This is a genomic window from Thalassolituus alkanivorans, from assembly GCF_020447205.1.
Taxonomy (GTDB): Bacteria; Pseudomonadota; Gammaproteobacteria; order Pseudomonadales; family Oceanobacteraceae; genus Venatoribacter; species Venatoribacter alkanivorans.
In genome coordinates this window covers 50,509-76,086 of record NZ_JAJAEL010000039.1, presented here as the reverse complement: position 1 = coordinate 76,086, position 25,578 = coordinate 50,509, and the positions used below count along the sequence as shown (strand labels likewise).

Below are 25,578 nucleotides of genomic sequence, written 5' to 3'. Positions count from 1 at the left end.
GTGCGCACACAAAGAAAGCTTTGGTGTAACTTCATACTAGGAAGCGATGGCAGCAGGCACATCTTACTTTGGTAGGTTCTCCTCCGGTCATATCCGGCGAACAACACAGTAAAAAAAAGCCCCTGGCGAATAAGGAAGGAGAGCTGACACAAACAATGCCAGGGGATGCGACGGGCGCGAAAAATCTGAGCCGGGGGAGACAAATCCCCGGCTCAGTAAAGAACATCAGAATGCCAGTTTGGCGAACAGATGCAGACGACTGAGTTTGCGGTCTTCAGTCAGGGCATTACCTTCAGCCTTGGCCTTGGTCGCAGAAATAATTTCGGCACCATAGCTTAATGGCTTGTATGGGTTGTAAATCAGGTTGGCATGTACCGAGCTGAAATCACCCATGTCTTTACCGTCAATTTCGCTGCTGGTCTGGGCATAGCGCAGGGTAGAACGCAGGGTATCGGTAAATACATGCTGGTAGGCGACTTTAAAGCCGGTCTGTTCCGACAGTTCAATGCTATCGCCAGAGAAATCATAGGCTGCTACATCACCAAAGTTCATATAGCCACCAAGCCCCTGACCGGAGATGACTGCAAATTTAACGTTATCTCCTCCCAGATTAACCCGTCCGGAAAAACGCGCCGCAAGGGCCATCGCAGAATCGTCTTTAACGCCGGTATCGTCATTCAGTTGCTGTGCTAAAACACCGGCAGACAGATGTCCAAAAGAAGTTTTCATGGTGTATTTAGCCACCAGATCCGGCATTACCGGGTCTGCGGAGTTTTTCGGTTTTTCTGCTGCCAGATCAAGAGTCGCATCACCCATCTGGACGCTGTAACGGATCAGGGGCTGACGGGTAAAAATACGTGCTGCCGGGCCACCAAAATCAGCTGTTTCGGCCAGCGCGCCCAGATCCATAAAGGTGGACCAGGTCTGACCGATGGTCAGGTTATTATGCTGCATATAGGCATGACGCAGGTTAAACACATTCTGGCTCGGGCCCGAATACATATCGCCTTCGATCACTGCTTTCAGATCACCCACCGGAGTACCGGTGCTTTTTGAGGTGAAATTCAGGCGTGATTCCCAGGCTGACATATACAGATCGCCTTCTTCATCATCGGCTTCATCGGCATTCAGTGTCAGCAGTGCCTGCTCCCGCAAGCCACCCGTGGCGTCATTTTCAGAATTAAACAGCATGTCTGCTTTTACATAGCCGCTGAAGGTATTTTCAGTTTTAACTTCCGCCTGTGCGGCAACCGCACCAAACAGAGCTGCAGTACATACCGCCAGCGCCAGACGGTTGGCCTTATTGTTATTTTGCATCATGTCTTCCTACCCTTTAGATGATGTGAAATTACGGATCACAAACAACCAGTCTGTATCCGCACAGTGCAGGTAATTCCTGCGGAGCACGATTAATATAGGGCGGGGAAAGTAACGGGTATCCCGTAAAATAGTAGGGACTGTTGTGGTTTATGAGCAGAAAATGCCAATCTGCGCCAGACCGTACTTATCATTGAAAATTCGTTACCAAAACAACCTACTTTAGTAGGTAGAGGGGGTGTTAGTGTATTGCCTGCAGGTCAGGACGACGGTTAGAGTCATAGCCGGATAACGATAAAAACAAGGCGGGCCCATGTATCAGATACTTATTGCGGACGATCATCCGCTGTTCCGTACAGCGTTGCGTGGTGCGCTTGCCGAGCTGAAAGAACCCTGCAACATCAGCGAATGTGAGACTTTCGATCAGGTTCAGGAAAACCTGCGCTCAAGCGATACCGATCTGTTGCTACTCGATTTAAAAATGCCCGGCAACAATGGCCTTATGGGGTTAATGCGTATACGCAGTGAGCACCCGCAACTGGCGGTTGCTGTTGTCAGCGCCAGCGAAGACCAGTCTGTTATCGGCAGTATCCGCAGCATGGGGGCGCTGGGATTTATTCCCAAGGCATCATCACCAGTGGAGATCCGCGCTGCCGTTGAGCATATTTTTTCAGGTGGTATCAGCTTTCCCGAATTCAGCCATACAAAATCTGATCTGGCCGAAAAACTGCGCCAGCTCACACCGCAGCAATTACGCGTATTACAGTTTATTGCCGAGGGTGCACTGAACAAACAGATTGCCTATGCCCTGAATATCAAAGAAACCACGGTTAAATCCCATATCAGCGATATTTTCCGCAAACTGAATATTAATAACCGCACTCAGGCCGCGCTGATTGTGCAGGAGCTGGCGATTCCTGACTGAAAACCCGATCCCTCTAAGCGTAATCTGGTCTATGGAAAGAGCTTCCTGTATCTAAACCCAATGCCGAGTAGCATTGCTCCAATCAAAATAATACCATCTGTGTGGATATGGCCTTCCCGTTCAAAGGCGGAGTTGGCGCTGATCTGATGATTTCTTATTTCAGGCTGAAACACCTGATGAACTTTTCTGATGCCAGGATGCGTATGACGATACTTAAAGAAGAATCCGCTCTGTTTGAGCGTTGGAAGGGAAGCAGAAAGGGGTTTGTCGCCGATGGCGTTGTATGCGAAGAGGATTACTTAAGCGCGCCCCTTAAACTTTGCTTTGTGCTAAAAGAGGTTAACGACCTTAGTGGTGGAGGCTGGGATTTGCGAGAATTTATTCGCAACGGAGCCCGTCCGCAAAGTTGGGATAATATTACACGCTGGATTCGCTGCATTGAAAGCTCCGGGCTGGATATTCACTGGAAGGATCTGAAATCCGTGACAGAAGATCAGCGGAAGTCAGTCCTGACGCGTATATGCGCGATGAATATGAAAAAATCACCAGGTGGACACACGACTGAGCGGGCGAGCTTTCAAGCAGTGGTTGCCGAAGATCGTGAATGCATACGCGAACAGTATGCCTTGTATCAAGCGGATCTTACGATTTGTTGCGGAACTGGATGGGATTTACGTTGGGCTCTGGGACTCGATGATGTGGAGGTTCTGGAAACCACGAGAGGTATCAAATGGTTCCTTAACGCGGAGCAAAAACCAGTCATTATGTATTCGCACCCCGAGGCCCGTGTACAAAATTCGCTTCTGGTGTATGGCTTAGTAGATGCCGTACGAGAAGTTTTTCGTAACCAGAGTGTCGGTCAGATACCTGCACATTAGTTGTCCGTTAAATCTCGCGGATGTAGATCGGCAAGAAAGCAGACCCCTTCTTCGACGAATTACTCCCTATACCCCATTATCTGATTTAACACCGCACGCAACGCCATCGCCTTAACCGGTTTTTTCAGCAGCTGATAATCCAGCGCCTGAATGCGTTCTTTTACTTCGTCGGTATAGTCGGCGGTAATGACCAGACAAGGTACCGGCTGCTGCCAGTGTGGTTGCAGTGCGGCCATAGCGTCCAGTCCGGTTTTACCGAAGTCCAGATGATAATCAACAATCGCCAATGCCGGAGTACGCCCCTGAAGCTTCTGTAACGCTTCTTCGTCGTTAATTGCCGCCACAACCTGATAACCCCAATCAGAGAGCAGCTCGCTCATACCTTCGGTAATCTGCCGCTCGTTATCAATACACAGAATCAGCTGATCCGTCGATAAACTGACCTGTGCTGCGGCAGGAGTTTCCGGCTCAGGCAGCTGCTCAGTAATAGGAATAGCCATTGTGAAGACACTGCCACGGCCAAGTTCAGACTGCGCCTGAATCGGGTGCTGTAACAGTTTGCACATACGCTGCACAATCGACAGCCCCAGACCCAGCCCCTTACTGCCATTATCCCCCTGACTTTCGACCCGGTGAAATTCTTCAAAAATCATATGCAGGTCATCCGGCGGAATACCACGACCACTGTCCAGTACCTGCAGGCGCACATGATCACGACTGCGGCGAACGCCGATCAGTACACGGCCACGGTCGGTATAGCGCAATGCGTTGGCCAGCAGGTTCTGCAGAATACGGCGTAACAGAACAGGATCTGACTCGACCATCAGCTGGCAATCAATAAAACGTAACTCAATACCTTTGCGCTGAAATAACGGCCGGAATTCTTCAACCAACGAGCGTAAGACAGAAGACAGGCGGAATATCTGCACATTCGCACGCACAATATCGGCATCCAGTTTGGATATTTCCAGCAGTTCATTCAGCAGCGATTCGGCAGAGCTGAGTGAGTGTTCCATATTCTGTGCTACCGGCAGAATATCGGTGCTGAGTTCCGGACAGCGGCTTGCGGCTTTCTGTAACTTATTGATGATGGATGCAGAAAATAACGACGCCGAATTCAGCGGCTGTACCAGATCGTGACCGGCTGCGGCCAGAAAGCGGGTTTTATTACGGTTGGCACGCTGCAGGTCAGCATTAAGAGCCGTCAGTTCCTGCGTCCGTTCCTCAACCCGGTCTTCCAGAATTTCGTTGGCCTTACGCAACTCATCTTCAATATTGCGGTATTCGGTAATATCACTGTATACCGTGATATACAGGTTGGTTGAGATCGGATTGCCGATTAATTCAATATAACGGCGATCGGCGGCGCGGCGTACATAATGCAGCGACATTCGGTTTTCAATCTCGCTCATGCGCATCTGCACCTGAGCTTCCACATCACCTTCACCATAACCACCGGAGCGGGCAATAAAGCGCACCACCATTTCTGCAGAAAGCCCTACGTATAAATAACCCGGGGGAAAATCATAAAGATTGGCAAAGCGCTGATTCCAGGCCACCAGGTTATGATTTTCATCGACGACGGTAATACCCTGTACCAGACTGTGCAGTACGGAGTTAAGCAGGTCGCGGTTAAACAGTACAACTTCGCTCACCTCTTCCATCAGGCTGTTAAGGTGGGCGAATTGCGGCGATTTATCATCCACCAGATTGTGCAACAGCAAATCGGAACCACGCCGACCAAGCACAGAACTGAGTAAGCGGTCGGCCGCTTTCAGCATCGATTCGCTGACCACGCCACGGGTAATCAGCCGCCCGGTTACCGGATTGGAAAAGTCTTTAAACAGGGCATCGATTTTTGCCGGATTAATAAAGCGCTGTAGCAGTGCTTTAAGATCATCGGTACGGATTGCATAACGCCGTGGAGCAGCACTGCGCTGGCCCGGCGATGGTTCTACAAAACGCTGTGCCTGTTCAATGTCGGAAAAACCCGGTTTGTAATACAGCGAGAATATTACCAGAGCCAGGGTATTGGCCATCAGACTCCAGAATGTGCCATGCACCACCGGGTTCATATTATCAAAGCCAAGCAATGCCTGGGGACGTAAAAACTCAAGCCCGAAAGGGCCATCCATAAAACCGCTGTGAACCCAGCCTGCATTAGCTAATACAGGTAAGAACAAACAGTAGAACCACAACAGAAATCCACTCAGCAAACCGGCATAAGCGCCCATGCGGTTCGCTCCCTGCCATATCAGACCAATCAGAATCGGAGGGGCAAACTGAGCAATAGCGGTAAACGACAGAAGACCGATTTCCGACAGGCTATGGAACTGCGACAGCATACGGTAATAAACAAAAGCAAAAGCCATAACAATAACAATGGCAATGCGGCGGATATTCAGTACACGTTCTTTAATATCCCGCGAGTCGCCCTGCAGACGCAGCTTGATCAGCAATGGAATAATGATTTCGTTACAGATCATGGTGGCCAGGGTGATAGAGGCAATAATCACCATCGAGGTTCCGGCCGACAAGCCACCAACGTAGGCAAAGGTGGCCAGCTCAGTCTGACCAAATGCCAGTGGCAGCTGTAAAGTAATAAAGTTAAAGGATTCCAGCACATCGCCGTGCATAAATGCAGCCAGTGCCAGCGGCAGCAGAAACAGGTTAATCAGCAACAAATACAGCGGAAACATCCAGCGTGCTGTTTTTAAATCCTGCTCACTGCGGTACTCCACCACAGCGACGTGAAACTGGCGCGGCAAAGCAATAATCGCAATACCACCGATAAGGGCATGGGTAAGATAAACGCTTGGGTTCTCGTAGGTAGTCAGTACTTTGTGCAGGTGTTCATTGGCTAATGCTTTGCTGAACAGATCGCCGAAGCCATCATACAAACCATAAACGGCAAAAATACCCACGGCACTCAGGGCAAATAATTTCACCAGCGATTCAAAGGCAATAGCCAGCATCATGCCCTGATGGCTTTCACTCGAGTCCACTGTGCGGGTACCAAACAGAATACTGAAAATGGCCATAACGGCGGCAATAAACAGTGTCGGATCGCTGTACCAGCTGAGCTGAACAGAGGTGGTGTCAGTAATAATCTGAAAGCTTCCCGATACCGCCTTAAGCTGCAGGGCAATATAAGGCACTATACCAAGAATACTGAGTACCGAAATCAGTACAGCCAGTCCACGGCTATGACCAAAGCGTGCTGAAATAAAATCCGATATGGTGGTGCTGTTTTCCTGCCGACGGTAATTAAAACAATCGCGCCCAGGTAGGTTGGTGCCAGCAGCCAGCCATGCCGAACGGTCTGCTCAACCGTTCCATAGAAGGCCCAGGTGGTACAGAATATTGCCAGAGTCAGGCTGTATACATAGGGCTGCCATGAAGACTTCCGGATACGGTCACCCAGAATAGCCAGAACAAACAGAAAACCCACATAAGCCAAAGAAATAAGACCAACCAGCCATATACTGCTCAGATAATCGATCAAGTGGCACCTCATCTTATTCTTTCAGTCCGCTCCTGCACCATATAACAGGCCAGGCGTTTCGTCACAGCTATAGTGACAATTATGGCTGACTATTTCCGTATTTTTTGTGCATGGCGATATCTGACTGTCCGCCACCTACTTTAGTAGGTATTGCACTTATTTTAATTGTCCCTACCAAAGAAGGATGGAGTGAAAGCCAACCGGTTCATATAGTTTTTTTAATCCTGATCTGTCAGATAACTGACTTTTCAGATTAAAGGAAAATAATAAATCCGGAGTCTGATATGAAAACCATGATCAAGCCATTACTGACGGCTTCCGCTCTTGTACTCTGTGCCGCTGCGGTTCATGCAAAACCTGTATTACTGAAAACACCCATTGCTTTCGGCTCCAACCTGCCGGCCCTTGGAACCCCGATCACCTGGGTATCTGAGCAGCTGCCTCTGGTATCCGGCGGTCAGATTAAAATGAAAATTTACGAGCCGGGAAAACTGGTTGCGCCACTGGAGATTCTGGATGCAGTGTCCAGCGGTAAAGTGAACTCCGGTTATTCTATTGCCGGTTACTGGGCAGGAAAAATGCCGGCTGCTGCAATCTTTTCTACCATTCCGTTCGGCCCTGAAGCTCCGGAGTTTGCCGCGTGGATGTATTACGGCAATGGCCTGAAGCTGTACCAGAAAATGTACGATGACGGCGGCTACAACGTACACGTTGAGCCCTGTGCCCTGATCAGTCCGGAAACATCCGGCTGGTTTAAAAAACCGGTAAACAGCGTCGATGATCTTAAAGGCCTGAATATGCGTTTCTACGGCCTTGGCGGCGAAGTTATGCAGAAACTGGGAGTATCCACCTCTCTGATTCCGGGTGGTGAAATTTTTGGTGCTCTGGAAAAAGGCGCAATTGATGCCACCGAATTCTCACAGCCAGCCATCGACGAAAAGCTGGGCTTCTATAAAGTGGCCAAATATAACTACTTCCCTGGCTGGCATCAGCAGGCCACAGTATTCGAACTGCTGATCAACAAAGATACCTGGAACGGCATGAGCGACAGCCAGCGCGCACAGATTTCCACAACCTGTAAGGCATCCGTAACTAACTCCGTAGCGGAATCTGAGTACATTCAGTTTGAAGCCATGAAGAAAAATGCCGAAGTCCGTGGTGTAGAAATCCGTACCTGGCCAAAGGAAATGATGGATCAGTTCCGTTCAGCATGGGAAGAGGTGGTTCAGGAACAGCGTAAAGATCCGACCTTTGCCGTGGTTTATGACGATCTGAAAAACTTCCGCGACAACTACAAACTCTGGTCAAGCCGCGCCTTTATCAACCGCGACTGAATCCTGCCTTAAACCGGTACAGAACCCTGTGCCGGTATTTCTGTTTTTAAACGGGTAATGTTATGAATAATGATCTCCGGCCACCTTCGACCGTGCTGCTGGCAGATGCGGTCGATCGTGTATTACGTAAAAGCTGCGAATACCTGTCCTGGGTATACGCCATTCTTATTGCCGTTATTCTGTTGCAGATAACCCTGCGCCGTGGTTTCAGCGCTGGTCTGATTGCACTGGAAGAACTGCAATGGCACCTGTATGCCATTGGCGTACTCTTTGGTGTTATTTACGCACAGGCGACCAACAGTCATGTACGGGTAGATGTCCTGCAGGCACGCTTTTCTGCCAGAGCGAAAAGCATGACTGAAATAGCCGGAATTCTGTTACTGGCGATGCCTTTTCTGTTCGTCGTGTTTATTCACAGTCTGGATTTTGTTGCCGAATCCTGGCGCATCAATGAGCGCTCTCTCGCCCCTGCCGGTCTGCCCTGGCGCTGGCTGATCAAGTCGATGATCCCTGTTTCAGTCGGCCTGATGATGCTTACCTTTATCAACCATCTGTATCGCGAGTCTGTATTACTGATACGGGGTAATAACCATGGAAATTAATGAAATTCTGATAGTGGCGATGTTCGCCAGCTTTATCCTTCTGCTCTTTTCCGGATTTCCTATTGCCTGGGTTCTGGGTGGTGTCGGCACATTGTTTGCCGCTCTGGCGTATATGAGCGACATGTATCTCGATACCATGATAGGTATCGACTTTAATTCCATCGGCCTGGTCGTCAGCCGTATTTATAAGATCATGGACAACTGGATTCTGGTTGCGCTACCCATGTTTATTTTTATGGGAAATATGCTGGATAAATCCGGCGCGGCAGAAAACCTGATGCAGTCCTTTCAGGAATTATTTGGCCGGGTACGTGGCGGTCTGGCTATTACTGTTATTCTGATCGGGATTATTCTGGCCGCCTCTACCGGTATTGTCGGTGCTTCTGTTGTGCTGCTGGGGGTAATGTCACTACCCGCCATGCTCAAACAGGGCTACTGTAAAACCGTTGCCGTTGGTACCGTTGCCAGCGCTGGTACACTGGGCATTCTGATTCCGCCCAGCATTATGCTGGTTATTATGGCGGATCAGCTGGCACTGTCTGTCGGCGATCTGTTTATGGGAGCCGTCGTCCCCGGTCTTCTGCTGGGCGTGCTGTATATTGTCTATGTGCTGGGCTGGGGCATCATCCGCCCGCATTCCATGCCACTGGCAGAAGATGTACAGCCGGTAACATGGAGAGTCTGGGTTAACGTTATGCGTTCCGTGCTCCCCACACTGCTGATGATTATTGCGGTGCTGGGCAGTATTTTTACCGGTATAGCAACGCCAACCGAAGCGTCTGCTGTTGGTGCCGCCGCCGCGATTCTTCTGGCCTGGCATAACGGCCGCCTGAATATCAATGTGGTGCGTGAATGCCTGCACAATACTTTCAGCGTCAGTGGTTATATTTTTGCGATCTTTATCGGTGCAACCATGTTTGCGCTGGTGCTGCGCGAGCTGGGTGGTGATGAGTACATTGAATCTTTCCTGACCTCTTTGCCCTTTGGCCCTTATGGCATCATTCTGTTTGTGCTGGGCATTGTTTTTCTTCTGGGTTTTGTACTCGACTGGATTGAAATTACACTGATCGTATTACCGCTGGTCGCTCCGGTAATTAATGCTCTGGAAATTTCTATTAATGGCTATGGTGTGATTGATCAGCCGATTATGGTGTGGTTTGTCATGCTGGTTGCCGTGACGTTGCAGACATCCTTCCTGACACCACCGGTTGGCTTTGCACTGTTTTATCTGAAGGGTGTATGCCCGCCAGAAATCAAACTCGGTACAATTTACCGTGGTGTTATTCCGTTTATCGTACTGCAGTTACTGGGCCTGACACTGCTGATTATGTTCCCGTCACTGGTGAACTGGTTCCCGGCCATGGTTTACGGTCAGTAAGCCGTTGCTGCTATCCCCGGAAGCCTTTGGCTTCCGGGGATATACCAATCTTTTAAATCTTTCCTTCCGGAAAAATACAGGCAATCAGCAACAGACGCTGCTGCCCATTCCATGATATTTACTTTCCTGCGGGCGCACATTACCGTCATGCATTTACTGTCCCGACAGTGAGTATTATATGCGCAGGAGTCTGTTATGCCGGAAATAGCCCAAACCCCCGAGCCACCCTACTACGCTGTTATTTTCAGCAGTCACCGCACCGAAGGAGATAACGGTTACGCTGAGATGGCTGCACGCATGATTGAGGCAGCAGCAAGACAGCCGGGGTTTCTTGGTATTGAATCAGCAAGGGAAGGTCTGGGTATTACGGTATCGTACTGGGACAGTCTTGAGGCTATCCATCGCTGGAAGAACGACGCCGATCATAAAGAAGCACAACGCCTTGGCCGCGGGCAATGGTATTCTGGATTTCGGGTGCGGATAGCAAGAGTGGAACGAGAATACGGAATGTAATGCGGCATCAGGTAACAGTAAAAATGTTCACTCTGAGCCGCTCAGCGGAAACATGCCGGATTTATTCAATAAAGGTGGTCTGCGAAGCCGTCAGCGACGACAGATGAATGTTCCAGTGCTGCATACCTTTACGGCTGTAAACATAATGGCCGCTGAGTGAATTCAGAGGCTTAATACTGGATATCGGAGTGCCGTTAAGAATCATCATTGCCAGACGTGAAGCAGTAACGCCTTCCTGATAAGCCGAGACGGTAAAGCCACCGGCGGCTTTATGCTCACCAACAAAAATATCCCACAGTGAAAAAATCGGCACCTCCGCCTGTCCCCAGGCTTCATTCATCAGCGCCTCCGGGCTGACATGCTGCCCGTTATGATCGTGAATGGTGTGATGGGTGCCGACAATAACAGCATCAATACCGCGCTCAGAAGCAGAGCTTATTGCATGCAGCCATTGCTCGCGGTTATTGGTCATCAGCACATCGACCTGCGTACCATGAATAACCATCGTACGGGCATCACCAAAAAACTCACCGATGGCATTATTCATGGTCGGTGAGTCATCGGTAAGAATCAGAAAATGTTTGTCGCGTTTCAGAACCTTACGCATATGGCGGACGTTCTGCACAAAGAATGGCCGCTCCAGTACACCGGTAATTAACGGGTTATCGATAAACGGATACTGGGCGCGGCCGCCATTAACACCAAGAAAGACCACTGGTATACCCATTCCGGCAATGCTTTCAGCCATCAGCGAGAATGCATTATCGTCACCGATGATCACCAGTTCCGGAGCCAGGCGACGTATGCTTTGCTGTATTTCGGCAGCTTTTTCCGGCCAGTCACTTTTAGCCAGCTGCTTGGTGTCCATTGAATATGCCGTCAGCTGACATTTCTCGCCCATATTATCCTGCAGTGCCTGCAGATACTGCGCATCCCAATTATATTGCGGATGATAACTCTGAATAACGGCCACCTGTTGCAGTGGCCCGGCATTGCTGCTTGCACAGCCAATACAGAGTGCCAGCAGCATATAACGGCTTACTGTTCTTATTGCCATAGTATTCTCTCCGGCAGAAATTAACTCCGGAGTTAACCATGTGGCTGCTGGCCTCAGTATCCTGATTTAGTAGGTGAAGGAGGGGTTAATTGAAGGTAAAGAAAGCGGCCCGGGAATCTGAATTATTTCAGACCATTATCCAACGCCAGCCGACAGATCTGCACCGGCCCGGCGGCGGATTCGGCGCGACAGACTGTCGATCAGAATATTAAGTGCGGCGGCGACCACAATCAGGAAGAAGGCCTTATCGTAACGGATTTCTTCAAACGCAGAATCAATATAAAAACCCAGGGTGGCAATACCGAGAATTCCCATCATCGCGCTTTCGCGCAGGATGACTTCCCAGCGATAAAATAAAAAGGCAAGAAACCCAGGATATAAGCGTGGCGTATGCAGATACAGGTAACGGTTAATCCCCTTCGGATCATCGGCACGCTGTGGCTGCTGTTCGCTGTGGTTGGCGAGCAGGAACGCAATTAAACCACCGTTATGTAATGCCAGCGCCAGCACCGCCGGTAAGCCGGAAGGCCCGAGCAGTAACAGCAGAATAAAGGCGATCATCATTTCCGGCGTAGAGCGCATAATCAGCAGTAATAACCGCCCCGGCCAGCGCATGGCCCTGCCACTGATCGCCTGACTGGCCAGCGGGTAACACAGCAGCGCAATTACACCGGTCAGCACCAGTGCAATCTGGGTAAGGTACAGCGTCTGCAATAATGCCGGCCAGGCCACCTGACTGAATTCGAGCCAGTACCAGGCCGCAGCCGCGCTCAGATCACCCTGCTGTAATGCCCGTGGCCAGATATCCTGACTGATAAACTGCCACGCATAGCTGCTGCCCAGTGGCGGCGACTGGGGTAACAACCAGAGCGCCAATGCCGCATAGACAGGTAACAACCAGCCACGTAACCAGAAGCGGATACTGGCAATTAATATAAAAAACACCCAGAGCAAAGCTGCGGCTTCGCTGTACTGCCCCTGTTTAAAAGCGGTTTCCAGATGAAAGCCAAGTGTTGGCAAACCAATAAAACCAAGAATGGCGCTGGAGCGTAAGGCACACTCAAAGCGATAGCGGCAGTAGCTGCGCATCTCGCCCAAGCTCTGTGGAATTAAGGTGTAGGCATAGCGGCTGATGCGGCTGCTGAAAGGTGAAACAGCCAGCGCAGGCTCTGGCGCCTGGCGATCAAACATTTCAGCAAATACTTTGGCAAACACACCGGTATAAGGAATTAAAATCGCCAGCAAGCCGGTGGTGGCACTGAGGCCATAGAGCTGCATAAATAACAGCCCCCAGAATATTTCGTGTACCGAACGTACCGCCGCCGCCAGCATACGCACCGGCCGCCAGTGATAAAACACCGCCAGCATTAAGCCCAGCGGTACTGAAATGATCAGTGCCAGTAAGGCAAAGGCAACGGTCTGGCCCAGCGCACTGAACAGCGTACTGCTGTCAGCCCAGTACGGGGTAATAAAGCCCCAGCCAATACGTCCGAGTTCACGCCATGGGTCAGTCGGATAAAGCGCCAGATCGGCCAGAAATATACAAGCCAGGGCAATCGCAATAAATAACAGGGAAATACGGCGCAAACGACGACCGCTGCTGTGCGCCGGGCGCACGCCGGGCAAACGGTTCAGCAGCATTAAAGCGTCGTTATCAGGCCGCATAAAAAGCGTCCAGATCGTTGCTGCTTAACGCTGCGGCCGGGCCATCGTAAACCAGTTCACCCGCGCGCAACGCCAGCACTCGATCAAAATGGGCAAGTGCCAGACGGCGGTTATGCAGGCTGACCAGCAGGGTGTTATGACGTTTGATTAATAACTGCAGAATATTTTCGGCCTGCAGCGGGTCGAGGGCAGAGACCGGTTCATCGCCAAGAAATACCGGCTGCTTACGATACAGCGCGCGACCAACGGCCACCCGCTGACGTTGCCCACCGGATAACCGGTCTGGCGAATGCCAGAGTTTATCTTCTAACCCAAGCTCGTTACACAGCTGCTGAATTTCGGCACGTGGGGTATTAAATGAGCGGATTAAATTCAGCAGATTATAAACACTGCTGTGGCGCTCCAGCCCGCCCATAAAAATATTGTTATACACCGACAGCATATCCACCAGCCCGCCCTGTTGTGGGCAGAGGGCAATCTGCTGTGGCTGCTGGCGGTACAGAACATCCAGCAGGCTGGATTTACCGGCACCGGAGGGGCCGATAATGGCTATTTTTTCGCCCTGACGAACAGTCAGGTTAATGTCATGAAGAACGCGGTGCTTACCCAGCGTCAGATCAAACTGCTGTAACTGAAACAGGATAGCGGCATCCGCGTTCACACTCATGGTTATCAGTCTTCCAGCAGGCCAATCGCACGGGCGGTATTTTCAATCGGCGCGTAATCGTCGTTACTGGCCGGTACAAAAGATTCACGCGGGAAGCTGGCGAGCAGATCTTTATCTTTCATTTCCAGCAGGGCTTTACGCATTTTTTCTTTAAAGCCTTTACCGAAACGGGCATCCACATCACCACGGATAGTCCACTGATAATCCGGATAGGTTGGTGTGGTCCAGATCACCTGAATTTTTTCCGGGTCGATATTGCCGGCCGCCAGCTCGTTATCCCAGACGGTGTAATTAACCGCACCGACCTGATAAGCACCGGACTGCACCTGAGCAATGGTACGGCTGTGATCGCCGGAGAAACCAACGCGCGAGAAGATATCCTCTGGTGCCGCGTTAAATTGTTCGCGCAGATAAAACTCCGGCATTAAACGGCCGGAAGTAGAACCTTTGGAACCAAAGGTAAAGGTTTTGCCTTTCAGTGCTGCGGAGAGTGTTTCTTCTGCACTCAGGCCCGCGCTTTTATTGGCAATAAAATAGGTTTTAAAGAACTGATCTTCATAGCCCTGAGCAATGGCTTCAGAACCGGCCACCAGCTTGCGCGCCTGCACGCCGGATAAACCACCAAACCAGGCCAGCTGTACCTGATCGTTACGGAATGCGGTAATAGCGGCGGCGTAGGATTTTACCGGAATGTACTTCACCTCAGCGCCGGTCTGTGCCGAAAGATAATCGGCCACTTTATTAAAGCGTTGCTGTAAGCGCGATTCATCTTCATCCGGAATGGCGGTAAATACGAAGGTATCGGCGAATGCGGAAAAGGCACTGAGCAGCAGGCCTGCTGCTGCGGCAAACTTAAAGGTCTTTTTCATGGGGTTACTCATTATTTTTCAGGTAGTCGTTAATCTCAGCAGCTGAACCACGGAATTCGACCGGGCCTTTTTTCTGCGTCAGCTGGTATTCGTACATCGGGTCGTAATAGTCGCTGAGCATAATGCGGATCCACTCGCGGTGCAGGCTGTTATCGCCCGTTTGCTCGTGTTCGTTCAGTGCCTGTTGCAATAAATCATCAAGCTGCTGATAGCGCACACCACCAAGGCGACGCTGAATTTTCTGCAGCGATTTGGTCAGATCGTCACGGAAAGCCGCAAAGCCAGCCTCTTCGCCTTCAGCCAGCTGCCACTCCTGCAGTTTATGCAGAATATAATTACGGAAGCTGTGCTCAACCCGCTGTTCCAGCGAGGCTTCAACAATAATCAGTGGCGCGGCCAGCATACGCAGACGCAGACATTCCGGAATCGCACAGCGGCCAATCAGCATGCTTTCGTCTTCGAGCAGAATACGACGCCCCGGATGCGCATGATCCTGACGCAATAACGCCACCGCGAGTTTGTTTTCAAAATCAATCTGCGATGGTTGCCCGGCCGGGCGTTTGCCAAAAGTGCTGCCGCGATGATGAGCAATACCTTCAAGGTCAATACTGTGCGGCAAAGCATTTAATAAATCGGTTTTAGCGCAGCCGGTATGACCCGCCAGTACGCGGAACTGGCCATCGGCCGCAATACGCTCCAGCGTATCAATTAAAAAACGCCGCATGGCTTTGTAGCCACCGGTAATGCGCGGGTAATCACAGCCGGCTTCTTTCAGCCACTGCTGTACGATCTGACTGCGCAGGCCGCCACGGAAACAATAGAGATAACCATCAGGATGCTGACGGGCAAATGCCAGCCATTGCTCCAGCCGCTGTTGTTTTACCTTGCCGCCCACCAGCTGATGGCCCAGCACAATAGCGGCATCCTGACCCTGCTGTTTATAACAGGTCCCGACTTTCGCCCGTTCGGCGTCGGTCATCAGCGGCAGGCTGACGGTATGCGGAAATGCGCCCTTTTTAAATTCCAGCGGCGCACGGGTATCCATCATCGGCGTGTCGGTTAGAAACAGGCGGATAAAATCCTGTGTATCGGGACGGCTCATGCCTGAACCTCAACACGGTAATCGCTGCGTGCGGCGGTTAATTCACCAATGCACTGTGCGTATACCCCGGCGGCTGTTAATACCTGTTCCAGCGCTGCGGCTTGCTCTGGCTGTACGGCAATTAATAAACCGCCGCTGGTTTGCGGATCGCAGAACAACGCTTTCTGTTCAGCGGTTAACGGCGCCAGTTTATCGCCATAGGAATCAAAATTACGCGTGGTGCCGCCGGGCAGACAACCCTGGGCAATATAATCGCGCACCGGTGGCAGCAGCGGAATATGTTGCTCGTACAACACGGCATTCACACCACTGCCTTCGCACACTTCCAGCAGGTGCCCCATTAAACCAAAACCGGTAACGTCGGTAATGGCTTCCACACCCTCAAGCTGTGCGACGTCGGCGCCGACTTTATTCATCTGGCACATCACGTCACGGGCAAGGAATTCATGCTCCGGGCGCAGTTTTTTCTGCTTCTGCGCGGTGGTCAGAATGCCCACACCCAGTGGCTTGCTCAGATAGAGTTTGCAGCCTGCGGTTGCGGTGTTGTTCTGCTTCAGTTTGTCTTTCTGTACCAGACCGGTCACTGCCAGACCAAAAATCGGTTCCGGCGAATCAATACTGTGACCACCGGCCAGCATAATGCCGGCATCGGCGCAGGCCTGACGGCCACCGTCGACCACGCGCTGCGCGACTTCCGGTGGCAGCACATTTACCGGCCAGCCAAGAATCGCAATCGCCATTAACGGTTTGCCACCCATGGCGTAGATATCGCTGATGGCATTGGTCGCGGCGATACGGCCAAAATCGAAGGGATCATCGGCAATGGGCATAAAGAAATCGGTGGTGCTTAAAATCACCTGACCATTACCGATATCGTAAGCGGCAGCGTCGTCTTTGCTGCTGTTACCCACCAGCAGATTGGCATCGGTGGGCAATGTCAGCTGCGAGGCAAGAATGCTGTCGAGCACTTTAGGTGATATTTTGCAGCCGCATCCGGCGCCATGGCTGTATTCGGTCAGACGGATATTGTCGGCAGAAACCTGTGAACTCATATTGCCCCCGGTAAAGAAAACTGGGGCCGAATGATACGTTAATGTACCGTTCAGGCACAGGGAGTATGATCCGCCGCCTTTGCCTTTACCGGTCTGCAAACCACGATGAATTTCCAACGCCCTACGCTTCTTTTGCCAATCCTCAGTCTGGCAGTGATAACGCTCAGTGCATGTTCTGTCGCACCACTGACAACCCCGACCAGCGCCCGCTCACTGGGCAAAGGTAATGTCCAGCTCAGCGCCTATGTCGCACCGGCAACCTCTGTCAGTTTCGCAGCGGCTTTGGGGGAGAACACTGACGCCGGTGTCGCCATTGAACAGCAGATCACCATAAACCAATCCATATGGATTAAGCACAGTCTGTTAAATCAGGCACAGGGCTGGTCAGTAGCCGGATTGGCCGGGCTGTTCAGTGCCACCGATCTGGCGAACAGCAAGGGCTTTTATCTGGGGCCATTGTTCAGCTACAGCAAAGGTAAGGCGGAGTGGTACGGTAATCTGCGCTATAACCGGGTTTACTGGGATGGGCCAGACAACCTGTCGAGCGAAGATAAAGACGATCTGTGGTTCGACATTGTTTCAGACAGCAGCGTTTACGCGTACTGGCAAGCCGACGTCGGCATGAAAATACACCGCAAGCGGATCACCTTTAATCTTGGTGCCACCTGCCTCGAATTGGGTGGCAGCTCCGCTTGCATGCCGATTATGGGTGCTGGCCTGACCTACTGAGCGCTGGCCGTTTTCATCAGTGCCTTTACCTGCGCGGGCATCTCGCCCGCCTGCCATTTGTCGTACAGCGCCTGCAGCTCACCACTGGCGATCAGCTCGGGAATACGGCGGTTATATTCGCTGATCAGATACTCCGACACCGGCCCTTCAGCAAAGGCGACATACACATCGCGGCCGTAGGGCACATCCTGTACCTCGAAATAATCCATGCCCACACCGGCCTCTTCCAGCGCCAGCTGAATGGCATCCCATTCATCGACCAGCAGATCAATTTTACCCTGCTGTAACCATTGCAGCCCTTCAGCAGTGGTGCGGAATTCACGCAGTTTAAAATTACGCTGTTTGGCGGGAATCACGTCATAACCTTTCAGCCACCCCACGGTTTTGTCTTTTAACGTATCAAGCCCCTTCCAGGTTATGCGGGCCTTGAGTGGGTAAACAACCGACAGGTATTCCACATCGATGGCATAACGGGGATAAAGCAGTGGTTCACTGCTGTTGCGGGTCTCTCCGATGATGGCGTTATACACCCGGTATTCGGTCACCATCTTCAGCGCCCGGTTCCAGGGTACCGTTGCCGGTTTAACACGGATACCAGCAGGCTCGTACACCGCGCGCAAAATATCCCAGTACAGGCCGGTGCCATCTTTATTGGTAAACTCCGGCCATTCCGGTGCCACCACGTTTACCATTTTGATATGACTGGCCGTAAAACCAGCCACAGAATCGGCGCCGGCGTTAAGCGCCAGCCCAAGCAAGACACAAAAACACCACGCACGCATAACCACCTCCTGTTATATACAGGTCGACAGACCAATCCATCGGCCATGGCTTATGTTCAGCGGCCGCATAGCCGCAAACAACATTAAAAAACAATAGTTCAGCGCTAGGGGATGGAAGGCAACATACAGGAATGACCGCTGACAAATATCACTCAGGATGAGCGTTGCCATTCCACGGTCAGAGGAGGTAAGCCGGGAGTATGAACTTCGATACTGATGACCTTATCAGGCTGACGTCTGAGCCAGGCTTCGGCCACCGGACCCAGACGCGCCAGTTCCGCCAGCAGTAACTGCAATTGCTGCTGTTGTGCCGGCGTCATACGGTTTTAAAACGGATGGTTACCTGCGAATACACCGAACTGCTGTTGCTGCTGGGCAGGGGTTTGGCACTGATGCGTACCGGACTGTCGGCCGTGGCCGCGAGGGTTTTATCCAGCGTGGCACCATCGAGAAACAGGGTTTTCTCCAGTGTTTCAGCATCCACCAGCTCTTTTACTCCGCTGCTCAGCGTGCTGTTGACCAGCGTCGTGTTAAGCACTGCATCGGATGCCGCCAGACGCTTAACGCCGCTGACCGCTGTTTTACCATCATTACCCGCTGCTGTTTCGGCGGATGCATCGGTCGCGGTCTGATACAGGCTGCTGAGCTCCAGCTTGGCATTAATTTCACCACTGTCGACCACCAGCCGCGCCTGCTCCATACGATTAAGCAGCGCCTGCAGGCTGGCTTTTTGCTCATCCACAAGCTGCTCATCAATCACTGCGCGCAGCGCTTCAAAGCCATAGTTGGTCAGGCGGTTTTTAAAAATAACCGATTCTTCTTCAAACTCTTCGGTCAGCTCCAGAATAAACGCCTGCCGCTCGGGCGGAACAATCATCTGCCGGGCAATCGGGCTACCGGCAATGAGTGTTTCGCGCGTGAACACCAGCTGCGGATCAATAAACTGCAGCAGAAACTGCTCGTCGGGCAGATCGATTGCCGCCTGCAGTTCAGCATAACGGCGCAGCTGGTATTGCTGCGCGTTAATGGTGGCTTCAAAAGTTTCGGTCAGCAGCTGGCCGACAAACTCCGCAAAACCAAGACTGACATACTGAAAGTCAGACACAAATCACCTCACCCGTTCAGCGGCGCATAATCGGTTTTAAAGCGGATCAGCACACGGCCAAAAATATCGACCTTGGTGCCACTGGTGTCGCGCTGGTAACTCTTGGCGGTATTCACCGTCACCTGACGCTGACGCTCTTTGCGTCTGGCTTTTTTGAAAGCGCCCAAAGCACCTTTGCGCAGTTTGGTTCTGCTGGACTGGCGCGCACGGATTTTGTTTTTGGTTTCCAGTGTGCTTTCACGTTCCTGCCAGGTGGAGAAGGTAATCTTGGTTTCGATTTCACCTTCGGTTACCACCAGACGCATCATCCCCTGCTGCGCCATATTCTGCAGTATGCTGTATTTATTCGAGGAAATCAGGGAAGCAATGGCATCGTGAATCTGCTGATAATTCGGCAGCGTACTGGTAACACCATTGTTATAGGCAGCCAGTGCCTGCAGGTCATCGTGCTGTGACGGGTCGGCAATTTTATCAACCAGCGAATCCACAGCCGGCGCCAATGCATTCATCAACCCACCCCACCAGGTATCGGTTGTGGCTGGCTGGGCCGCATTAACCGGCGAGGATGTGGATGGCGCTTCCAGACTGTTCAGTACGGCTTCCAGCTCGGTTTCGCTGAGCGTCGGCAATTCGTACTTGAGCACAAAATCGCTGATTTCATCAAAGCTGACACCGTCGTTGGTGTTGTTGATATAACTGGATAAATCCTGCGTCAGGGTCTGAACAAATTCGGCATATTCTTCAACCTGCAGAATATGCGCTTCGACCAGCGAATCGAACACGCCGGTAATCAGTTCCTGGGTAAATTCAACAAAAGGGATGTCGCCAAAGCGGGCGGCGGTATCGATGGCAGAATTAAAATTCGGCATGGTCTCTTCCTTGATAAATGGCAGTTTATTGGCCGGTGCGGAAAATATCCGGGCACTGCTGATGCTTTCCCTGCACCACTGATCGCAGCCAGATTACTGCGCACTATCAGGAATGTCTACCGCGCAGAAATGACAATACAGGCCTTATAATGCTCAACCTCCGGTGGCGCAGGATAACGCTGGAATGCCCCCTTTCATTTGCTGTTATCAAACCCGATAGTTATTACTTTTTATTATCACAACTGCGCACATAACAATTACCATTCCCCTGCAACGCGCTGATCCTGCGGTCACGCTCACGTTCGGCATCATCCACCGCATCCAGCTTATGCCAGGCATTAAACAGCTGTGTTTGCTGGCGGCTGATTTTCAGGCCATAGCGGTCACGCATATAGAAATAAACCCGCGCCACATCACCGCGGCGGTCGTCTTTCGGCTCGGCACGGCGCAGTTTGAAATCCACTTCAAAATCACAGCGGCCATAGACACGCGGCTCACCTTCGAGCATACCGAAACGGAAGTTGGAACGGTCGCCGTTTAACTCGCCAACAGCAGGCACAAGATTGTGCAGGTCGGCTTCCATACGGCGGAATTGCGCATCGTTTTTACTGCAGTTCTTGCGGCCACCGTTCTGCCAGCACTGCAGCTGATGGCCAAACTCCCAGGCAGGAACCACATGCTCCCATTCCAGCCGCGCACCGCGTTTGGCATTTTTACGCGCACTGTAGCCGCAGGCTGAAGCATCAATATCTTTGCCGGAGAAAGCACAGTCACAATAAAAGGTGCGCAGACCACCCGGCAGACTGGCGTACAGCTTAGCCGCCATACGCTTGGCTTCACGGAAGGATTGCGGACCGGACTGGCGCTCATCGGCCTGACTGGCCTGCGCTGCCTGCAGAGGTAAACAACAGAATAACAGCAGGGCAACCGCACACTGCCTGACAGTAAAACGCATGATCATTTTTGCCCTCCGGTTTCGCAGCGCGCAATGTATCACTGCCGCCCGGAGGGGTCACGGTTTGCCGTGTGAGCGTGCGTAAAGCCAGCTCATTTAAGCAGCCTCAGAAGCGATAACCGAATACGCCAATATATTCATCAAAGTAAAAACTCTGATCGGCTTTATCGCCTTTATTGCTGGTCAGCACATCATCCATATCGGCATGCCCATATTTACCGAGGAAGCGGAAAAAGAAGCCTTTCCACAGCGTGGCTTCAACACCCACTTTAACCGTGGTGGCATAACCGGCGACATGCCACTCATCATTACGTTCGCCACTAAGCAGTTTAACGTTGCTTTTCGGATACAGAATGCCGGCACCCAAACCGGCAAATACCGCCAGATCCATTTTATTGCCCCAGGACCACAGCGGCAGAAAACGCTCGGTTTCCAGTGAGATCATGTTAAAGCCGTCGGTATGCTCATAATCAAGAAAATCAGTGCTGAGCTTCTGCTGACCACGGGCCGGGTCGGTGCGTTCAAACCCGGGACGATTAATAGTACCGCTGATATCGACGGTCTGATCCTGCACCATCACATACTTCATATGATCAAAGCCGAGCGATACCGACCAGTTATCAGCAACAAAATAACCAACACGCCAGTTGTACTGTGGAATCGTCAGTCGGCCGGGATTCAGATAAGAGTGGAAAACCTCATTCCACGACACCTGATTCTGACGGTCGCGGGCTTTAACGCCGTACAACGTGAAATCGTGATCATCACCTTTAAAGTGAATATCACTGTTGGAATACGTGGCATTGTTCCAGCCCCAGTAGCCATACCACTGCCCCTGAGTACGCAGAGTGGTGACCGCCTGAACAGAAAACGAGAAAAAAGCCGACGCCAGCAGCGTCAACAGCAGGGCCATCCGCTGGCGCAGAGATTTTAACAACATAAGTAACTACCAGGAAAAAGAAGGTGTGAACAGCAGAGACCGGCGGTACCGGGGAGCCTTATGCCCGATGAACAACACCGGAGTGAAGCCAAAGGCCACAAAGAGATACCGGCCAGTCTCATTCGCGCGCACCTTAACAGCCGCTATAGAGAGGCGTAACAACGCCTGCCAGAACAGCCTGATCCACCCGCCAGAACAATGTAAAATATCAGCAACAACGGGAGCTGCAGCGCTGTCAGGCCCTTCATAAGGGATTGATGCAAATGCGCAACAGAGTGTTGGGAGGGGCTTGGCAGGCACTGACGCCAGCGCCTGCAATCAGAAACGCACTCCTGCCAATCCTGAAACAGCCGGTAAAAGTGGCACATTTCGCCTTCAGCTTTCAGCGCAAAGCTCATACACTGGAGTCAAACCACCGAGCTGCCGCGCCTACGTTGCCAACCTGTTTTACAGCCGCAATAGGGCGCGCCAGCCGTGACCGCCACGCACTGCAACCGCACAGCGTCCGGCCACCAGGGTCCGCAAAGAAATGCCCGGGCCTCCCACTCTTGGAAAGGTGAACAATGACACCGCAACAACCGCTGATTCCCCTGCGGCCTGTTGCCGACATCCCGCCAGCACCGGCGTCTGCCACCGGCATTGTGCCGCAATCATCAGACACCACGCTGCAGGATACCCATGGCCGGCGCTTCAGCTATCTGCGTCTGTCGGTAACCGATGTCTGCAACTTCCGCTGCAATTACTGCCTGCCGGATGGCTACCAGTGCAGTGATACGCCTGCGCCCCTCAGTCTGGATGAAATTGCCACGCTGGCGCAGACCTTTGCCGCTCTGGGCACACGTAAAATCCGCATTACCGGCGGCGAGCCCAGCCTGCGCAAAGACCTGCCAGAGATTATCCGCATCCTGAAAAACACCGCCGGTATTGAGCAGGTTGCGCTCACCACCAATGGTTACCGTTTAAGCAAACAGATTGATGACTGGGTAGCTGCCGGACTCGACCAGCTCAATGTCAGCATCGACAGCCTCGACCCGCAGCAGTTTCAGGCCATTACCGGCCACGACAAACTGCAGGAAATTCTTAACGGTATTGAACGTGCACGCGCCCTTGGCTTAACCCGCATTAAAGTGAATGCGGTGCTGCTGAAAACCTTTAATGAAAGCGGCCTTGGCCAGTTTTTAAACTGGTTAAAAGCCACACCGGTAACCCTGCGTTTTATCGAACTGATGCAGACCGGCGACAACGCCGGATTTTTTGCCGCTCAGCATGTGCGTGGTGAAGATATTAAACAGCAGTTACTGCAGGATGGCTGGCAACCGAAATTACGCGGCAGCCACGACGGGCCGGCACAGGAATTTTATCACCCGGATTTCAGCGGACAGATCGGCCTGATCATGCCTTACAGTCAGGATTTCTGTAAAAGCTGCAATCGTCTGCGAATTTCTGCTCAGGGCAAATTACACCTGTGTTTATTCGGTGAAGAAGGCTATGAATTACGGCCACTGCTTCATCATGCCAGTGCTGACATACAGCAGCATATCCGTACCCTGCTCGGCCAGAAAAAAGAAAGCCATTATCTGCAGGCCGGACGCACCGGCGCGATATCTCATTTTGCGATGATTGGTGGCTGAATGAACGCGCCACAGCTTGCTGCCGTATTACTGGCCGGTGGTTCATCACAGCGTATGGGACAGGATAAAGCCCTGCTGCCGGTGAAAGGTTTTCGTCATCTCGGCGAACGCAACTGGCAACAGTTAATTGACCTTAAACCGACTGTGCTCTGGCTCAGCCGCCAGCCGCATCAGGTGGAGCTGGGTTTATCGGCACCCGATGGTTGTCACTATAAAATACTGGCCGATGACATTGCCGGAGCCGGGCCTCTGGCGGGTATTCAGGCTGCAGTTAAAGCAGCACTGAACGATCAGATTGACGAATTAATATTGCTGCCGGTCGATATGCCGCATATCCGCAGTCAGGATTTACAGCTGCTGATCAGCAGCGGACGTGCAGCCTGTAAAGCCGCCTGTTATCAGCAGGATTCTTTACCGATCTGCCTGCCACTTTATTTACCAATCAGTCAGGAGCTGCTGCGCTGGCTGAACGAGCAACTGCAGAATCCGGCGGCACGGCGTTCTGTCGGTTCATTAATTCATACCTTTGCCAGCGTGCAGCTACCCTCTCCCGGCACGCATGCACTGACCAATACCAACACACCGGACGAATGGGCGGAACACGCCCATCACTGAGGACAATCATGGCCAAAACCTTTACCGAAGATTTTATTCCACTGAATATCGCGGTATTAACCGTGTCCGACTCACGCACCGAAGACACCGACACCTCCGGCCAGCTGCTGGTCGAAAAACTGACCGATGCCGGGCACTTTTTAAGCGATAAAAAAATCGTTGTGGATAACGTCTATAAAATCCGCGCCGCCGTATCCCAGTGGATTGCCGACGATAAAACCCAGGCTGTGCTGATTACCGGCGGTACCGGTTTTACCAGCTGCGACTCCACCCCCGAAGCGGTAACGCCACTGCTGGATAAAACCGTTGATGGTTTTGGTGAACTGTTCCGCCAGATTTCCTACAACCAGATCGGCACCTCCACCATTCAGAGCCGTGCCATTGCCGGACTGGCCAACCAGACTATCGTCTTCTGCATGCCCGGTTCCACCAATGCCTGCCGTACCGCCTGGGACGATATTATTCAGACCCAGCTCGACAGCCGCCACCGCCCATGCAACTTTGTACCGCAGTTAAAAAATACCGCCCACTGTGGCAGCCGCGGTTAAAGCACATAAATACCGCCAATATTGTGAGTGATTATTTAAGAATGAAAGCTTATGAGTGAATTTTCCCATATTAATCAGCGCGGCGAAGCCAGCATGGTGGATGTCAGCAATAAAGCCGCCACGGTGCGTGAAGCACGGGCCGAAGGTTACGTGCGCATGAGCGCCGACACCTTGCAGAAAATTCTTGCTGGCGAACATCATAAAGGCGATGTGTTTTCCGTCGCCCGTATTGCCGGCATTCAGGCCGCCAAACAGACCAGCCAGCTGATTCCGCTCTGCCATCCGCTGATGCTGAGTAAAGTGGCCGTCGATTTTGAAGCACAACCGGAGCACAACCGGGTGCGCATCACCAGTCTGGCCAAACTCACCGGCCAGACCGGTGTAGAGATGGAGGCACTTACCGCCGTATCCGTTGCCGCACTCACCCTGTTTGATATGTGCAAGGCCGTTGACCCGGCCATGGTACTCGAAGGCATTCGTGTGCTGGAAAAACAGGGCGGAAAAACCGGCCACTGGCAGGCCGACAGCACAGGATAAAAT

26 protein-coding genes and 1 riboswitch are annotated in these 25,578 nt (G+C 51.9%); of the genes, 11 read left to right on the top strand and 15 right to left on the bottom strand.

The window, feature by feature from the left end:
- Positions 1-225: 225 nt before the first annotated feature.
- Positions 226-1,320: a DcaP family trimeric outer membrane transporter gene (locus tag LGT44_RS15705; RefSeq protein WP_230330373.1), complete on the bottom strand. Its 1,095-nt coding sequence runs from the start codon at positions 1,318-1,320 to the stop codon at positions 226-228.
- A 310-nt stretch (positions 1,321-1,630) separates the two neighbouring features.
- Here LGT44_RS15705 and LGT44_RS15700 point away from each other — a divergent pair, with 310 nt between their 5' ends.
- Both LGT44_RS15700 and LGT44_RS15695 read left to right on the top strand, forming a co-directional pair.
- The gene (locus LGT44_RS15700; protein WP_230330372.1) at positions 1,631-2,242 is read left to right on the top strand and encodes a response regulator transcription factor; all 612 of its coding nucleotides are present in this window, start codon (positions 1,631-1,633) and stop codon (positions 2,240-2,242) included.
- A 107-nt stretch (positions 2,243-2,349) separates the two neighbouring features.
- Entirely contained in the window at positions 2,350-3,120 is a 771-nt protein-coding gene (locus LGT44_RS15695) for a hypothetical protein (protein WP_222428508.1), read from the top strand.
- Between the two features lie 59 nt (positions 3,121-3,179).
- On the opposite strand, the gene LGT44_RS20205 is transcribed toward LGT44_RS15695, so the two are convergent.
- On the bottom strand, positions 3,180-6,278 hold the full coding sequence (locus LGT44_RS20205) for a hybrid sensor histidine kinase/response regulator (protein ID WP_230330371.1): 3,099 nt from the start codon (positions 6,276-6,278) through the stop codon (positions 3,180-3,182).
- 26 nt (positions 6,279-6,304) lie between these two features.
- Complete coding sequence (locus LGT44_RS15685; protein ID WP_230330370.1) at positions 6,305-6,625, bottom strand: hypothetical protein; 321 nt, start codon at positions 6,623-6,625, stop codon at positions 6,305-6,307.
- 284 nt (positions 6,626-6,909) lie between these two features.
- On the opposite strand from LGT44_RS15685, the gene LGT44_RS15680 reads away from it, so the two are divergent.
- The 4 genes from LGT44_RS15680 (at position 6,910) to LGT44_RS15665 (ending at position 10,452) form a co-directional block, all read left to right on the top strand.
- On the top strand, positions 6,910-7,959 hold the full coding sequence (locus tag LGT44_RS15680) for a TRAP transporter substrate-binding protein (protein WP_145467921.1): 1,050 nt from the start codon (positions 6,910-6,912) through the stop codon (positions 7,957-7,959).
- 62 nt (positions 7,960-8,021) lie between these two features.
- Positions 8,022-8,561, top strand: coding sequence for a TRAP transporter small permease subunit (locus tag LGT44_RS15675; RefSeq protein WP_145467919.1), 540 nt, complete (start codon positions 8,022-8,024; stop codon positions 8,559-8,561).
- On the top strand, positions 8,551-9,939 hold the full coding sequence (locus tag LGT44_RS15670) for a TRAP transporter large permease (RefSeq protein ID WP_230330369.1): 1,389 nt from the start codon (positions 8,551-8,553) through the stop codon (positions 9,937-9,939). The genes LGT44_RS15675 and LGT44_RS15670 overlap by 11 nt, the downstream gene beginning before the upstream one ends.
- A gap of 195 nt (positions 9,940-10,134) precedes the next feature.
- Complete coding sequence (locus tag LGT44_RS15665) at positions 10,135-10,452, top strand: antibiotic biosynthesis monooxygenase family protein (RefSeq protein WP_230330368.1); 318 nt, start codon at positions 10,135-10,137, stop codon at positions 10,450-10,452.
- 61 nt (positions 10,453-10,513) lie between these two features.
- Here the strand turns inward: LGT44_RS15665 and LGT44_RS15660 are convergent, their stop codons facing one another.
- The 6 genes from LGT44_RS15660 to selD all read right to left on the bottom strand — a co-directional run bounded on the left by LGT44_RS15660 (position 10,514) and on the right by selD (position 16,864).
- Entirely contained in the window at positions 10,514-11,509 is a 996-nt protein-coding gene (locus tag LGT44_RS15660) for an ABC transporter substrate-binding protein (protein WP_230330367.1), read from the bottom strand.
- A 135-nt stretch (positions 11,510-11,644) separates the two neighbouring features.
- Positions 11,645-13,174 (bottom strand): PhnE/PtxC family ABC transporter permease, encoded by a 1,530-nt coding sequence (locus LGT44_RS15655; protein WP_230330366.1) that lies wholly within the window; start codon positions 13,172-13,174, stop codon positions 11,645-11,647.
- Positions 13,164-13,841 (bottom strand): ATP-binding cassette domain-containing protein, encoded by a 678-nt coding sequence (locus tag LGT44_RS15650; protein WP_230330365.1) that lies wholly within the window; start codon positions 13,839-13,841, stop codon positions 13,164-13,166. Before LGT44_RS15650 ends, LGT44_RS15655 begins: the two co-directional genes overlap by 11 nt.
- A 5-nt stretch (positions 13,842-13,846) precedes the next feature.
- On the bottom strand, positions 13,847-14,710 hold the full coding sequence (locus LGT44_RS15645; protein ID WP_230330364.1) for a putative selenate ABC transporter substrate-binding protein: 864 nt from the start codon (positions 14,708-14,710) through the stop codon (positions 13,847-13,849).
- 4 nt (positions 14,711-14,714) lie between these two features.
- Complete coding sequence (mnmH, locus tag LGT44_RS15640; protein WP_230330363.1) at positions 14,715-15,812, bottom strand: tRNA 2-selenouridine(34) synthase MnmH; 1,098 nt, start codon at positions 15,810-15,812, stop codon at positions 14,715-14,717.
- Complete coding sequence (gene selD / locus LGT44_RS15635) at positions 15,809-16,864, bottom strand: selenide, water dikinase SelD (protein ID WP_230330362.1); 1,056 nt, start codon at positions 16,862-16,864, stop codon at positions 15,809-15,811. The genes mnmH and selD overlap by 4 nt, the downstream gene beginning before the upstream one ends.
- 105 nt (positions 16,865-16,969) lie before the next feature.
- Here selD and LGT44_RS15630 point away from each other — a divergent pair, with 105 nt between their 5' ends.
- Positions 16,970-17,593 (top strand): hypothetical protein, encoded by a 624-nt coding sequence (locus LGT44_RS15630; protein ID WP_230330361.1) that lies wholly within the window; start codon positions 16,970-16,972, stop codon positions 17,591-17,593.
- Here LGT44_RS15630 and LGT44_RS15625 read toward each other — a convergent pair.
- The 6 genes from LGT44_RS15625 to LGT44_RS15600 all read right to left on the bottom strand — a co-directional run bounded on the left by LGT44_RS15625 (position 17,587) and on the right by LGT44_RS15600 (position 22,244).
- Positions 17,587-18,375, bottom strand: coding sequence for a substrate-binding periplasmic protein (locus LGT44_RS15625; RefSeq protein WP_230330360.1), 789 nt, complete (start codon positions 18,373-18,375; stop codon positions 17,587-17,589). The genes LGT44_RS15630 and LGT44_RS15625 overlap by 7 nt on opposite strands.
- A 152-nt stretch (positions 18,376-18,527) precedes the next feature.
- On the bottom strand, positions 18,528-18,695 hold the full coding sequence (locus LGT44_RS15620) for a hypothetical protein (protein WP_186435843.1): 168 nt from the start codon (positions 18,693-18,695) through the stop codon (positions 18,528-18,530).
- Positions 18,692-19,480: a hypothetical protein gene (locus tag LGT44_RS15615; RefSeq protein ID WP_230330359.1), complete on the bottom strand. Its 789-nt coding sequence runs from the start codon at positions 19,478-19,480 to the stop codon at positions 18,692-18,694. The genes LGT44_RS15620 and LGT44_RS15615 overlap by 4 nt, the downstream gene beginning before the upstream one ends.
- A gap of 8 nt (positions 19,481-19,488) precedes the next feature.
- Complete coding sequence (locus LGT44_RS15610) at positions 19,489-20,349, bottom strand: hypothetical protein (RefSeq protein WP_230330358.1); 861 nt, start codon at positions 20,347-20,349, stop codon at positions 19,489-19,491.
- A 223-nt stretch (positions 20,350-20,572) separates the two neighbouring features.
- Complete coding sequence (locus tag LGT44_RS15605; protein WP_230330357.1) at positions 20,573-21,310, bottom strand: endonuclease; 738 nt, start codon at positions 21,308-21,310, stop codon at positions 20,573-20,575.
- Positions 21,311-21,410: 100 nt separating this feature from the next.
- Positions 21,411-22,244, bottom strand: coding sequence for a hypothetical protein (locus LGT44_RS15600; protein WP_230330356.1), 834 nt, complete (start codon positions 22,242-22,244; stop codon positions 21,411-21,413).
- Positions 22,245-22,645: 401 nt separating this feature from the next.
- Positions 22,646-22,819, top strand: a riboswitch (molybdenum cofactor riboswitch).
- Here LGT44_RS15600 and moaA point away from each other — a divergent pair.
- The 4 genes from moaA to moaC all read left to right on the top strand — a co-directional run bounded on the left by moaA (position 22,808) and on the right by moaC (position 25,575).
- The gene (gene moaA / locus LGT44_RS15595; protein ID WP_230330355.1) at positions 22,808-23,875 is read left to right on the top strand and encodes a GTP 3',8-cyclase MoaA; all 1,068 of its coding nucleotides are present in this window, start codon (positions 22,808-22,810) and stop codon (positions 23,873-23,875) included. (Overlaps the previous riboswitch by 12 nt.)
- Positions 23,876-24,490 (top strand): molybdenum cofactor guanylyltransferase, encoded by a 615-nt coding sequence (mobA, locus tag LGT44_RS15590; RefSeq protein WP_230330354.1) that lies wholly within the window; start codon positions 23,876-23,878, stop codon positions 24,488-24,490. It begins immediately after the preceding gene.
- A gap of 8 nt (positions 24,491-24,498) precedes the next feature.
- Positions 24,499-25,038 (top strand): molybdenum cofactor biosynthesis protein B, encoded by a 540-nt coding sequence (moaB, locus tag LGT44_RS15585; protein ID WP_225691075.1) that lies wholly within the window; start codon positions 24,499-24,501, stop codon positions 25,036-25,038.
- Between the two features lie 51 nt (positions 25,039-25,089).
- Positions 25,090-25,575, top strand: coding sequence for a cyclic pyranopterin monophosphate synthase MoaC (moaC, locus tag LGT44_RS15580; RefSeq protein WP_145467893.1), 486 nt, complete (start codon positions 25,090-25,092; stop codon positions 25,573-25,575).
- Positions 25,576-25,578: the final 3 nt, after the last annotated feature.